This window comes from Mangrovimonas yunxiaonensis (genome assembly GCF_000733475.1).
Taxonomy (GTDB): domain Bacteria; phylum Bacteroidota; class Bacteroidia; order Flavobacteriales; family Flavobacteriaceae; genus Mangrovimonas; species Mangrovimonas yunxiaonensis.
This window is the reverse complement of sequence record NZ_JPFK01000005.1, coordinates 236629-249427: the sequence shown is the minus strand read 5'-3', so window position 1 is coordinate 249427 and position 12799 is coordinate 236629. Positions and strand designations below refer to the sequence as shown.

12 protein-coding genes are annotated in these 12799 nt (G+C 37.0%); 8 read left to right on the top strand and 4 right to left on the bottom strand.

Annotated elements, in window-relative coordinates:
• Nucleotides 1-18: 18 nt before the first annotated feature.
• From IA57_RS05295 to IA57_RS05275, 5 genes are all read left to right on the top strand, one after another.
• Nucleotides 19-1845: a M1 family metallopeptidase gene (locus tag IA57_RS05295; protein WP_051880991.1), complete on the top strand. Its 1827-nt coding sequence runs from the start codon at nucleotides 19-21 to the stop codon at nucleotides 1843-1845.
• An 83-nt stretch (nucleotides 1846-1928) separates the two neighbouring features.
• On the top strand, nucleotides 1929-2303 hold the full coding sequence (gene rnpA / locus IA57_RS05290; RefSeq protein WP_036120269.1) for a ribonuclease P protein component: 375 nt from the start codon (nucleotides 1929-1931) through the stop codon (nucleotides 2301-2303).
• Between the two features lie 12 nt (nucleotides 2304-2315).
• Entirely contained in the window at nucleotides 2316-3143 is an 828-nt protein-coding gene (locus tag IA57_RS05285) for a DUF4349 domain-containing protein (RefSeq protein ID WP_036120267.1), read from the top strand.
• A 21-nt stretch (nucleotides 3144-3164) separates the two neighbouring features.
• A complete protein-coding gene (locus IA57_RS05280) occupies nucleotides 3165-4799 on the top strand; it encodes a S41 family peptidase (RefSeq protein WP_036120265.1) in 1635 nt (544 codons plus the stop codon).
• A 50-nt stretch (nucleotides 4800-4849) separates the two neighbouring features.
• The gene (locus IA57_RS05275; RefSeq protein WP_036120262.1) at nucleotides 4850-5695 is read left to right on the top strand and encodes an OmpA family protein; all 846 of its coding nucleotides are present in this window, start codon (nucleotides 4850-4852) and stop codon (nucleotides 5693-5695) included.
• A gap of 42 nt (nucleotides 5696-5737) precedes the next feature.
• On the opposite strand, the gene IA57_RS05270 is transcribed toward IA57_RS05275, so the two are convergent.
• The 4 genes from IA57_RS05270 to rpiB are packed head-to-tail and all read right to left on the bottom strand — an operon-like array spanning nucleotide 5738 to nucleotide 8333.
• A complete protein-coding gene (locus IA57_RS05270; protein WP_036120259.1) occupies nucleotides 5738-6508 on the bottom strand; it encodes an NAD(P)-binding domain-containing protein in 771 nt (256 codons plus the stop codon).
• Nucleotides 6509-6514: 6 nt separating this feature from the next.
• Nucleotides 6515-6967, bottom strand: a complete 453-nt coding sequence (locus IA57_RS05265; protein WP_036120256.1) for a GNAT family N-acetyltransferase — start codon at nucleotides 6965-6967, stop codon at nucleotides 6515-6517.
• The gene (locus tag IA57_RS05260) at nucleotides 6967-7875 is read right to left on the bottom strand and encodes a cation diffusion facilitator family transporter (RefSeq protein WP_036120253.1); all 909 of its coding nucleotides are present in this window, start codon (nucleotides 7873-7875) and stop codon (nucleotides 6967-6969) included. Before IA57_RS05260 ends, IA57_RS05265 begins: the two co-directional genes overlap by 1 nt.
• Nucleotides 7876-7898: 23 nt before the next feature.
• Nucleotides 7899-8333: a ribose 5-phosphate isomerase B gene (gene rpiB, locus IA57_RS05255; RefSeq protein WP_036120250.1), complete on the bottom strand. Its 435-nt coding sequence runs from the start codon at nucleotides 8331-8333 to the stop codon at nucleotides 7899-7901.
• Nucleotides 8334-8925: 592 nt separating this feature from the next.
• Here rpiB and rnr point away from each other — a divergent pair.
• The 3 genes from rnr (at nucleotide 8926) to IA57_RS05235 (ending at nucleotide 12786) form a co-directional block, all read left to right on the top strand.
• Nucleotides 8926-11127, top strand: coding sequence for a ribonuclease R (gene rnr / locus IA57_RS05245; protein ID WP_036120245.1), 2202 nt, complete (start codon nucleotides 8926-8928; stop codon nucleotides 11125-11127).
• Between the two features lie 245 nt (nucleotides 11128-11372).
• A complete protein-coding gene (locus IA57_RS05240) occupies nucleotides 11373-12047 on the top strand; it encodes a head GIN domain-containing protein (protein ID WP_036120242.1) in 675 nt (224 codons plus the stop codon).
• Between the two features lie 43 nt (nucleotides 12048-12090).
• Complete coding sequence (locus IA57_RS05235; protein ID WP_036120239.1) at nucleotides 12091-12786, top strand: LysE family translocator; 696 nt, start codon at nucleotides 12091-12093, stop codon at nucleotides 12784-12786.
• Nucleotides 12787-12799 lie beyond the last annotated feature (13 nt).

The following is a 12799-nucleotide window of genomic DNA, read 5'->3' as shown; positions in this document are numbered from 1 at the left end:
TTTAAACATTACCTTTCCATGAAACGAATTTCTTTAACCCTACTAATTGCCGGTGTTTTATTGTCCTGCGGAAACACCAAAGGCGTTGTAACCCAAGAGCAGTCTAAAGAGCAGCAAACTTCTGGATACTGGCAACAACACGTAGATTACAAAATGGATATTGATATGGATGTGACCACCTATCAATACCACGGAAACCAAACCTTGGTGTATACCAACAATTCGCCCGATGTGTTAAACAAGGTGTTTTATCACTTGTATTTTAACGCCTTTCAACCGGGTAGCGAAATGGATGTTCGCTCTAGAACCATTCCCGATCCAGACGCTAGGGTTGGCGATAGAATAAGCAAACTTAAACCCAATGAAATAGGCTATATAAATGTAAATTCGTTAAAACAAAACGGGGCAACCCTATCTCATGAAACGGTAGGAACTGTTTTAGAGGTTGAATTGGACAAAGCCATCCAACCTGGAGAATCGGTAACCTTTACCATGGATTTTGATGCCCAAGTACCTGTACAAATTCGTCGTTCTGGAAGGAATAGTAAAGAAGGCGTAGCACTGTCCATGAGCCAATGGTACCCTAAAATGGCCGAATATGATTTTGAAGGCTGGCATGCAGACCCTTATATAGGAAGAGAATTTCATGGCGTATGGGGCGATTTTGAAGTGAATTTAACCATCGATAAAAATTACGTTGTTGGCGGAACTGGTTACCTTCAAGGCGAGCCCAAAGTTAACGGCAATAAAAAAACCCTAACCTTTAAAGCTCCAAAAGTACACGATTTTACCTGGGGTGCCGATCCCGATTTTATTCACGATACCATGCAGGTGCCAAACGGCCCGATGCTGCATTTCTATTACAAAAAAGATCTAGACCCAACCTATTTGGACAACTGGAAAAGGCTGCAACCAAAAACGGTTGAACTTATGGAATATTTTAGCACCCATATTGGGCAATACCCTTACGAGCAATATTCGGTTATTCAAGGAGGAGATGGCGGTATGGAGTATGCCATGTGCACCTTAATTACAGGACAACGCAAGTTTGGTAGCTTGGTTGGTGTAACGGCCCACGAGCTGGCCCACAAATGGTTTCAGTTTATACTGGCTACCAACGAAAGCAAACACGAGTGGATGGACGAAGGTTTTACAAGTTACATTTCGGACTTGGCCATGAACGAGATTATGGGGCAAAATGCAGAAAACCCGCATGCAAGCGCATACAGAAATTATGCATATTTGGCTAAATCTGGTAAGGAACAACCCTTATCTACCCATGCCGATAGGTATAACTACAACCAAGCCTATGGCATTTCAGCATACAGTAAAGGCGCCGTGTTTATCGCGCAATTGGGTTATATTATTGGTGAAGATAACCTAAAGAAAACCATTAAAAAATACTACAAGGATTTTGCCTTTAAGCACCCAAGACCTATTGATGTCATCCGTTCTGCCGAAAAGGTTTCTGGTTTGGAATTAGACTGGTACTTGATGGATTTTGCTCAAACCACCAACACCATAGATTATGCTGTAAAAACCATTTCGGATAGCGATATTACTTTAGAGCGTATAGGCCTTATGCCAATGCCTATAGACCTTACCGTAACCTATACCGACGGAACAACCGAGGATTTTTACATTCCGTTGCAAATGATGCGTGGTGAAAAACCAACCTCAGCAACGCAAATAAAAGATTGGGCTTGGGCTTACCCAACCTATACTTTTACTGTTTCTAAAGCGGTAAAATCGGTGCAGATAGACCCTAATAACCAAATGGCAGACATCAATACCGAAAACAATACAATGGTAACGACTACCGAAAGCAGTACAAAAACACTTTAAAAGCTGTTCTAAAAACGAAAAAAGCCTCCCAACTTTTATATTGGGAGGCTTTTTTTATTATAAAATACTACCTTTGATTGTTCATGAAAAACCGTTTTAACAAAACCGAAAAACTAAAAAGCAAAACACTTATTGCTTCCCTTTTTTCCGAAGGGCAAAGTGTTTCGGCCTACCCCTTGCGGTTGGTATATTTAAAAATACCCCTAAGCGAACGCTCGCAATTAAAAGTAGGCGTTTCTGTCCCAAAAAGGCATTTTAAAAAAGCCGTAGATAGAAACCACATAAAACGATTGCTACGGGAAGGCTACCGCTTAAATAAAGTCGCATATTTTAACAACATCGAAACATCTTATGCGTTCATGATTTTGTATATTGGTAAAAAAGGTACAACATTTGATGAGATACATACTAAAACCCAACGTTTGTTTGAAGCGTTTTTAAAAAAAACAGCACCCTAATCTTTTTAGTATATGAAACTACTTTTTACCATCTTGTCTATAACCCTGTTGCCTTTGGCCTGCAGCAACAACTCTAGTTCTAACGATGCCTATAAGTACGAATCGCCCGCTGTGGTCGAGGCTTTGGATATGGATGGCGGTGCCCCACAACAATCTGAACACCTACCAGCGGCTTCAGTAGAACAAAAATTAATTAAAGAAGCTTTTTTAGAATTTGAAACTAAAAACCTGGACCAGACCTTTGGTAAAATTGCTTCAACCGTAAAAAAATACAAGGGTTACATACAGGACGATACGTCTAATAAACTGTACAACCGTTTAAGCAGGCGATTAACCATACGCATTCCAACAACAGCGTTTCAAGCCGTGCTAGATACCCTAAGCCACGATGTAGCTTATTTTGATACCAAACAAATTAGTGCCAAAGACGTTACCGAAGAGTTTATCGATTTAGAAGCACGTTTAAAAGCCAAACGCGAATTAGAAACCCGCTATTTAGAGTTGCTTGCGAAAGCAAAAACCGTAAAGGAAATTTTAGAGATAGAACGCGAATTGTCTAACATTAGAGAAGCTATCGAAGCCAAGCAAGGCCGTTTAAATTATTTACAGAACAAAGTAGCCTTAAGCACGCTAACCATAGAATTTTACAAAACCACCGCGCAGGAAAGCGGGGCTACTATTTCTTATGCCCAAAAAATGTGGAAGGCCATAAAATCTGGCTTTAACGGCATTTCGTTATTCTTCTTGGGAATACTTCATATTTGGCCCTTTATTTTAATCTTAATATTAAGCTTTTTTGTGGTAAAACGTTGGCTAAAAAAACGCCATAAAAAAATATAAACTATTGTAAATATACGTGTTATGAAAACATTTTTAAAACGGAAAATACTCATTCCAATAGTTGCAATAACCATTTTCTTTACCGGGTCGGCCTTTCAAAACGACTTTTTTGAAATTGCCAAGCAAATAGAAATTTTTACCACCCTGTTTAAGGAATTAAACATGAACTATGTTGATGATACCAACCCAGCACAATTAATGGATACCGCCATAAAAAGCATGCTGGACGATTTGGATCCCTATACAAAATATTACAACGAACAGGATGTAGAAGCCGAACGCATACGCCAAACAGGCGATTATACGGGCATTGGTGCCAAAGTAAGAACCCTTAAAGACAAATTGGTTATTGTTGAACCTTATAAAGACTATCCTGCCGATAAAGCAGGCTTAAAAGCCGGAGACGAAATTATAACTGTTAATAACATTGATGTGGCCACCTATAAAGAAGATACAGGCGATCTTTTAAAAGGGGCAGCAAATTCTACAGTTAACGTAACTTATGTCCGACAAGGCAAACAATACCAAGCCACCATAAAACGCTCTGAAATAGAAATAGATGCCGTTCCTTACTTTTCCATGATAAACGATAAGGTAGGCTACATTGTTTTAAGCAAGTTTAACAGTAAAATTTCTGCACAAACGGCTTATGCCATTAAAGATCTAAAAGCCCAAGGCGCCAAACGCCTTATCTTAGACTTACGCAACAACCCTGGCGGGCTTTTACACGAAGCCGTAAATGTGGTAAATTTATTTGTTCCTAAAGGGCAGCTGGTAGTTACCACAAAATCTAAAGTAAAGAAGTTTAACAAAACCTATTACACCCAAAAAGAACCCTTAGACACCGACATTCCGTTAGTGGTCTTGATAAATGGCAAAAGTGCTTCGGCCAGCGAGATTGTTTCGGGCTCGTTACAAGATTTGGACCGCGCTGTAATTGTTGGCTCTAGAAGTTTTGGAAAAGGCTTGGTACAACGCCCAAAAAAATTAACCTACGGCACCCAGCTAAAAGTAACCATTTCGCGCTATTATACGCCTTCTGGAAGATGCATTCAAGCATTGGACTACTGGAACCGCGATGAAGAAGGAAATGCCATTAGAATTGATAAAAACAAGTATAACGAGTTTAAAACCAAAAATGGCAGAACCGTTTTTGATGGCGGCGGGGTGCTCCCAGACGAACAAATGGCCATTACTAAAAACTCCATCATTACCGAAGAAATTCTAAACGATTTCTTAATTTTCGATTATGCCACTACCTACTACTACAAAAACAACATAGAAAACATTGAAAACTTTGCCTTAACCGATAACGATTTTAAAGCCTTTAAAACCTACTTAAAGTCCAACAACTTTACCTTTACTACAGAAACCGAAAAGGCCTTAAACAACGTTCATGAAATGGCCGTTAAAGAAGCACTGGACGATAACATTAAACAAGACTATAACAAGTTGCTGGAAAATTTAAACAACGCCAAGACCTTGGCCATAGACGAAAACAAAAGTCAGATACTAGCACTATTAACCGACGAAATTGTAAAACGCTACGTATATAGGGAAGGCCTTTACGATTACTATAAAACCCACAATCCAGAAATAAAAAAAGCAACCGATATCCTCTCTAACTTAAACAACTATAATGGGTATTTAAGGTAAAATTGCATCTTTTTTGTATATTAACATCGTCTTAATCGTTACCATGTACAATGAATAAGCTGTATGTTATTTTCTTATTTCTAATAAGTCTGTACTCTAGCTATAGCCAACATAGCAACCTAAAGCATCAAGTTTATTTTGAAACTGACAAGTTTGATGTTAACGAAACCGAATACAGCAGGTTATTGGCTTTTTTATACGATATTGAAAATTTAGACATCGAAAAAGTATCTATTTACGGCTTTACCGACGATAGGGGCAGCGACGACTACAACCTCATCCTCTCGCAACAACGGGCCGATGCCATAAAAACCGTTTTCTCTAACAATGAGTTTGACGAAAGCGTTATTACCAATGTAGATGGTAAGGGCGAAGTCTTGCTTAAGGTTGTAAAACAAGAAGACATTCATAAAGTAAGAGGATTAAACCGCAAGGTGGAAATTATAGTACAACCCTTTAACCCACCAAGAAAACTAGAGGCGCCTAAAGAAAAACTAACCACCGAAGAAAAGCTTAAGGGAAAACTAAAAGCTGGCGATAGAATTAAGCTGGAAAACATCCTTTTTAAAACAGGTTACAGCATACTACTCCCCGAATCGATAAAAACCCTAGAGGACATCTCCAACATTTTAGTAGAACGAAAAGATGTTTACTTTACCATTCAAGGGCATGTGTGTTGTACTATGGGAAGCCGCGATGCCATTGACAGAAAAACCAAAAAACGCAATTTATCGGTTGCCAGGGCAAAATACATTTACGATTATATGGCCAAAAAAGGCGTAAGCAAGCGCCGTATGAAATTTGTTGGTATGCGCCGAAATTTTCCGCTTGGCGGCGAACCCAAATTTGACCGTCGTGTTGAGATTTTAGTGACCTATGCTGAAGATAAAGATTAACTTTTTAACCTAACTAAAGTTATATTTTTGTATGCCATATTGTTATTTATAAGTCTCAAAATCTGCATATTTAAAATTATAATTAAGTAACGTTTTCAATTTTTCACTACTTACAATTTTAAAATCATTCTTTGAATTTTCATCGAAGAGAACTGTCGATTTTCCAACTTTTTTAATCTCTTTAAGGTAAAAATGGCGTCTTTTTGGATGCTTATCTGAACAGGCATTTAAAACTTCATTCCAAATGTTTTTTATAATAATTTGTTCAATTATTTCTATACAATCATCTCTATGTATAACGTTTATATACCCTTCTGGATTTTTAACAGCTGTATTAGATTTAATAAAATTTCCAGGCTTTCTATCATAACCAAATAATCCTCCAAATCTTAGTATTGTAGTCTTAAAAGAAGGGTTGGTTATAAACAGCTTTTCTATTTTAGAAAGTGGCGTGATAGCTGTATTAGTTTCTTCAGTAACAATTCCATTTGTTAATGGATAAACAGATGTAGAACTAATAAATAGAATTTTTTTTACTTTAGATTTTTCAATATTACTAATTAAATTATTTACATCTTCGAGGCTTTTAGATGTAATAGCAATAATTAATACATCGGAAGATAAAAAATCCATCATATCAACATCAGGCTTACTAATGTCTATAAGAAATGGTTTAATATTTTTTTCCTCAAGGATTTTTAATTTAGAAATAGAAGTTGTTGAACCGTAAACTTTATACCCTTTATTAGTTAAACTAACAGCTAAAGCTAATCCAAGCCAACCACATCCTAGTATGCTTATTCTTTTATTCAATAAATATCATTTTTTACTTGCGTACAACATCGCTATATGGGGAATGCCATCTTCTAAATATGCTTCTCCTGTTTCTTTAAAACCCAAATTGTTGTAAAACCGCTTTAAATAACACTGTGCCGATATTTTTATAGCGGTTGTGTTAAAATGCTGTTCAATGGCCTTTATAGAAGCTTCCATAATGGTGTAACCATACTTATAATCGCGGTGGTCTTGCTTAACTACTACACGACCAATACTAGCTTCTTTAAAATAATCGCCAGGTTTAAATATGCGGGTATACGCTATAAGATTTCCGTTTTTATAGCCCATAACATGAAGGGCTTTGGCATCTTTTCCATCAATATCTTGGTAGGCACAATGCTGTTCAACAACAAATACCTCACTGCGCAATTGCAGCATGTGGTACAAATCGTCTTTGGTTAACGCATCGTATGTCTTTACAAAAATATCAAGCATTAGTCCTGTACAATAACATCTTTAGAATCATCTTTTTTATATTCTGGCTGAATGGTCACGTGGTTAATATTAAATTCCTCATGAAGCAAGGCCTCTATGGTTATTAACAAGGTATTGAATTCTGAAGTAGAAAGATCATCGTTTAAATCTAAATGCGCTTCCAAATGCAGCTCGTCGTCACTTAAATTCCAAATATGTACATGGTGTAGTTTTTTAACCTTTTTCAACTTATTAACTGTTCTAACAACAGCTTTTAAATTGATGTGGTCAGGCGTAAACAACATGAGCATTTTTGTGGATGTTTTTAATAAATCGTACCCCACATAAATTAAGTAAAATGCAATAAGTAAGGTTAACACACTATCTACCCAAAACATCTGGTAATACTTCATTAACAAGCCGCCTATTAACACTGCTACACTGGCCAGCATATCGGTTAACAAGTGCAAGTATGCCGATTTGATGTTAATGTTATTTTCAGAATCTTTTTTAAGCAACAACACGCTAATCCCGTTTCCTATAATGGCAATAAAGGAAAGCCAAATAACCAAATCGGATGCTATTTCCTGTGGATTATTAAAACGCTCTACAGCTTCAATAATTAAAATAATAGCTACAATAATAAGTGTTGCAGCATTAACAAAAGCCGCCAGTATTTCGGCGCGTTTGTAACCAAAAGTCCGGTTTAAGGAAGCCTTTTGTTTAGACAGTTTAGAAGCCACATAACTAACCACCAGAGAAATAACATCGCTAAAATTATGAAGCGCATCGCTTAACAAGGCCAAACTACCAGAAACCAAGCCCCCAACAATTTGAGTAACGGTTATAACAATGTTTAACAAGATAGAAACCATTAAATTTCTATCTTTCATGTCCTGTTGGTGTAAGTTATTGTGCGAATGTGCCATGGCATGCCTGGTTTAGGCTGGTACTAACAAGATACTGGTATTTTGTTTACACGGTTTTCGTGACGGCCACCTTCAAAAGCAGTTTCTAAAAAGGTATCGACCATTTCTAAAACCTGAGGTAAGGCCGTAAATCTAGCTGGTATACTAAGTACGTTAGCATTGTTGTGCTGTCTAGCTAAAGCTACAATTTCTTTGTTCCAACACAAAGCCGAACGTACACCTTGATGTTTGTTGGCCGTCATGTTGGCCCCATTGCCACTACCACAAATAATAATGCCAAAATCTACTTGCTTATCTTCAACATCCTTAGCCACCGGATGTACAAAATCTGGATAATCTACACTATCGGTAGCGTCTGTACCATAATTATTAACGGTAAAACCTTTACTTTTTAAATGCGCCATTACAGCAAATTTATAATCGGTTCCTGCGTGGTCGTTTCCTATAGCTAGTCTCATTTTTATGGGTTTTTGTGGTGTTAATTTCTTCCAGTAAAGGTACAAAATGAAGCCATACTAGCCGGCTATAATTTTATATTGTTTTAGGTAATGTTAATTACTTTAACACCTACACTTAATAAGTTGTTAATAACTGTTTACTTCTTTATGAAAGAAAAATTTTTAAAACTCATAAAATTTTACAAAGCAGAATACAGACGAATAAAACAAATGATAACGTCGCTTTTTTTAGAAGACTTTTCAGCATCAAAATTAGGGCTTGCTAACATCATTTTTTAAAAAACATGTTAAAAAAAACGTGTGGAATTAGGTTGTAAACAACTGTTAACAACTATTAAAACATCCTTAAAAATGAAGCAGTTAAATTTAAAATAAATGTTAATTAAATATTAACAGAACGTCAACTGTGTATTTTCAAAATAAAATGCTAAAAAGTTATGCCAACTATTAACAGCCTATAATAAACATCATTATTTTTTTAAATTTTTAAAAGAAGAACAATTAATATAATATTAAATGTGAATAAACTTTTTTATAAGCTGATGTTCTTACTATATTATAGCTTAGATTTGTGATAATTAGAAAAAAGTAGATGGCAAGAAAGAAACGCAGAAAGAATTCAAACAATAAAATTTCAAACCTTACAAATACCATTCTTAGTATTTTAAAAAAGGAACGCAATAAAAGTTTTAACTACAAGCAAATAGCGGCCAAACTTGGTGTAAACGATGCCAGTAGCCGAAACCAAATTATAAAAAAACTACAGCAATTAAAAGCCAAACAAGAAATTGAAGAGGTAGAACGCGGCAAGTTTAAAGCCTTGGTTACCACACAGTACCATACTGGTATTCTAGACCTAACGGCAAAAGGATCTGGGTTTATAATTTGCGACGATTTTGAAGACGATATTTATGTGGCCTCAAACAATATTAATCGCGCTTTAGATGGCGATGAAGTTGAGTTTTACCCCTATAAACGCAAAAAACGCGGCAAGTTAGAAGGCGAGATAACCCAAGTTATTAAACGCGCCAAAACCGATTATGTGGGTGTGGTACAAGTGCATAGCAACTACGCTTTTGTAATCCCAGACAGCCCAAAAATGTATAAGGATATTTTTGTGCCTATTAACAAAACCAACAAGGCCGAAGATGGCGACAAAGTATTGGTAACCTTAGAGGATTGGCCAGAAAAAGCCGATTCGCCTTATGGAAAAATACTTAAAGTATTAGGAAAACCTGGCGAGCACAGTACCGAGATTCATTCCATTTTGGCAGAGTATGGGTTGCCTTACGAATTTCCACACGACGTCGAGGCCTATGCCAATACAATAGACACATCGATTAGCGAAGCCGAAATCGCCAAGCGTCGCGACATGCGTAAAACACTCACTTTTACAATAGACCCTAAGGATGCTAAGGATTTTGACGATGCTTTGTCGTTTAAAGTACTGGAAGATGGCCTGTTTGAAATAGGCATTCACATTGCCGATGTTTCGCATTACGTTCAACCCAATACCATTTTAGACGATGAAGCTTACGAACGCGCCACATCGGTTTACTTGGTAGATCGGGTGGTTCCTATGTTACCCGAAATTTTATCGAATAAAGCCTGTTCACTTCGTCCGCACGAAGAAAAATACACCTTTTCTGCCGTGTTTAAAATAAACGATAAGGCCGAAGTAATGGACCAATGGTTTGGAAGAACCGTAACCTATAGCGATGCCAGATTTGCCTACGAAGAAGCCCAGGCTGTTATCGAATCTAAAACCAATACCATACCCCAAGAGGTATCTTTAACTGGAGAAACCTACCAGACTCATCAAGACATTGCCGATGCCATTTTAAAAATGGACGAGCTCGCCAAAAAAATGCGTAGCAAGCGCATGCGTTTAGGTGCCATTTCGTTCGATAAGGTTGAAGTAAAATTCAATTTAGACGAGGCCAATAATCCTATAGGAGTATTCTTTAAAACCAGTAAAGATGCTAACAAATTAATTGAAGAGTTTATGCTTTTGGCCAACAGAAAAGTGGCCGAGTTTATAGGCAAGCAAAAACCACAAAAAACTTTTATATATCGTGTACACGACGAGCCAGACGATAGCAAATTAGCGGCTTTACAAAACATTGTTGGACGCTTTGGGTACAAGTTAAACTTAAAGGACAGAAAAAGCACCACAGCCTCTTTAAACAGCCTGTTAAACGAAGTGGCAGGCAAGAAAGAACAAAATTTAGTCGATACTCTGGCCATTCGAAGTATGAGCAAGGCCGAATATACCACGCACAACATTGGGCATTATGGTTTAGCCTTTAACTACTACAGCCACTTTACATCGCCTATACGCCGTTATCCCGACGTTATGGCACATAGATTGCTTCAGCATTATTTAGATGGCGGAAAAAGCGCCAATGAGGCCATTTACGAAGAAAAATGCCAACATTCCAGCAATATGGAATACTTGGCAACAAAAGCCGAACGCGATTCGATAAAATACATGCAAATTAGGTTTATGCAAGACCACGAAAATGAAGCATTTGTAGGCGTTATTTCTGGTGTTACCGATTGGGGTATTTATGTAGAAATTATCGATAACAAATGCGAGGGCATGGTACGTATTCGCGACATAAAAGATGATTATTACGAGTTTGACGAAAGCCAATTTGCCATTATAGGCCGCGAAACAAAACACATGTACCAATTGGGTGACGAAGTTATTGTTAAGGTAAAAGACACCGATTTGGTTAAAAAACATTTGGATTTTTACCTTCTTGGTAAGCATGAAGACGATACGGTTTAGTTACCAACATCATCTTAACAGCCAGTTATTCTAAACGGTCGCACTAGTTGTTAATGTGTTGATTAACCATGCTTTGTATCCTATCTTTTTCAGATTCTGCATCAGGTATTTATTAATACCGAAAACAACTAACATTCGTATTAGGATAAGTGCTATAAATCCCTAAAGGTTTTGGTAAGGTAAAAAACACCTTAGGAAACATTAAAACGGAATGGATTTTGTTAGAACAAGTAAAAAATAAATTCATGAAAAACATTCTTTTTATGCTAGCCGTACTGCTAGCTTTTACAGCAAATTCACAAAACACCATAACCAAAACTGTAGGCGAGTTTACTACCCTAAAAGCTTTCGATTTAATAGATGTCGAGCTTATTAAAGCCGAAGAAAATAAAGTAGAGATTTCTGGTAAAAATGCTAAAGATGTTGCGGTTATCAATAAAAATGGCGTCTTAAAAATTAGAATGAAACTAGAAGAAAGCTTTGATGGTCGCGATACCTATGTAAAAGTGTATTTTACCAATTTAGAAACCATCGATGCTAACGAAGGGGCTTTTGTTGCTTCAGAACACGAGTTTAAACAAATAGAGCTTACCTTAAAAGCCCAAGAAGGGGCGCTTATTAAATTACAAACCCAGGTTACCATACTAGACATTAAGGCCATTACAGGCGGCGAAGTTAAAACCTCTGGTACCGCCAAAAAGCAACTGGTTAACCTGAGCACAGGCGGACTTTACAGTGCAAAAGACCTCACTGCCCATGATAGCGAAGTAACCATAGTGGCCGGAGGCGAAGCTAAGGTTAAAACGCTTGAAAATCTAGACATAAAAATTAGGGCCGGTGGGCTTGTTGTTGTTTATGGTACCCCTAAAAATGTGACTAAAAACAAAGCTTTAGGCGGGCGTATAGAATACAAAAACTAAACCCACTATTTTTCCTACCTTTGTAAGACAAGTATAATGTCTTATGATAAATGATATTTTAGCGGCCATTCCATTTGGTATCATCCTAGCGTTTACCATAGGACCCGTATTTTTTGTCCTTTTGGAAACCAGTGCGACCAAAGGGTTTAAAAGTGCCCTAATATTTGATTTAGGCGTTATATTTGCCGATATCCTGTTTATTGTAGTGGCGTTTTACAGTGCCAACAGCCTACTTCAAAAAATAAAGGACGATCCCAACTTTTTAATTTTTGGTGGGGTGCTACTTGTTGCCTATGGCGTTATTTCGTTTACAAAAACATCCAAATCCTTTCGGGCTATTGTAAAAGAATACCACCGGGTTCAAATCAAAAAAAACTACGGCAAACTCTTTATAAAAGGCTTTCTCTTAAACTTTATTAACATAGGTGTTTTAGTAGGTTGGTTAGGATTTATTGTAATAGCAAATTCTATAACAGTAAGCCCAAATGGGGTAGAGGTCTTTATTGTAACCATACTTATAACATACCTGGTTGTCGATTTATTTAAAATAGCCGTGGCCAAACGCATTAGACGAAAACTTACGCCACGGCGTATTTTTAAAACCAAAAAAATAATTGCTTTGGTTATTTTAGGCTTTGGTATTTTACTTTTAGTGCAGGGGTTTTTTCCAGATGAAAAAGAATTGCTCAAGGAAAAAATAGAACAAATAAATCCTATAAAAGAAAAGCTTCCGGAATAAACCAGAAGCTTTT

Bases quoted from the DNA above. Each gene is read 5' to 3' on its own strand.
- IA57_RS05295 (WP_051880991.1), top strand. From the start codon at position 19: ATGAAACGAATTTCTTTAACCCTACTAATTGCCGGTGTTTTATTGTCC.
- rnpA (WP_036120269.1), top strand. From the start codon at position 1,929: ATGAAAAACCGTTTTAACAAAACCGAAAAACTAAAAAGCAAAACACTT.
- IA57_RS05285 (WP_036120267.1), top strand. From the start codon at position 2,316: ATGAAACTACTTTTTACCATCTTGTCTATAACCCTGTTGCCTTTGGCC.
- IA57_RS05280 (WP_036120265.1), top strand. From the start codon at position 3,165: ATGAAAACATTTTTAAAACGGAAAATACTCATTCCAATAGTTGCAATA.
- IA57_RS05275 (WP_036120262.1), top strand. From the start codon at position 4,850: ATGAATAAGCTGTATGTTATTTTCTTATTTCTAATAAGTCTGTACTCT.
- IA57_RS05265 (WP_036120256.1), bottom strand. From the start codon at position 6,967: ATGCTTGATATTTTTGTAAAGACATACGATGCGTTAACCAAAGACGAT.
- IA57_RS05260 (WP_036120253.1), bottom strand. From the start codon at position 7,875: ATGGCACATTCGCACAATAACTTACACCAACAGGACATGAAAGATAGA.
- rpiB (WP_036120250.1), bottom strand. From the start codon at position 8,333: ATGAGACTAGCTATAGGAAACGACCACGCAGGAACCGATTATAAATTT.
- rnr (WP_036120245.1), top strand. From the start codon at position 8,926: ATGGCAAGAAAGAAACGCAGAAAGAATTCAAACAATAAAATTTCAAAC.
- IA57_RS05240 (WP_036120242.1), top strand. From the start codon at position 11,373: ATGAAAAACATTCTTTTTATGCTAGCCGTACTGCTAGCTTTTACAGCA.
- IA57_RS05235 (WP_036120239.1), top strand. From the start codon at position 12,091: ATGATAAATGATATTTTAGCGGCCATTCCATTTGGTATCATCCTAGCG.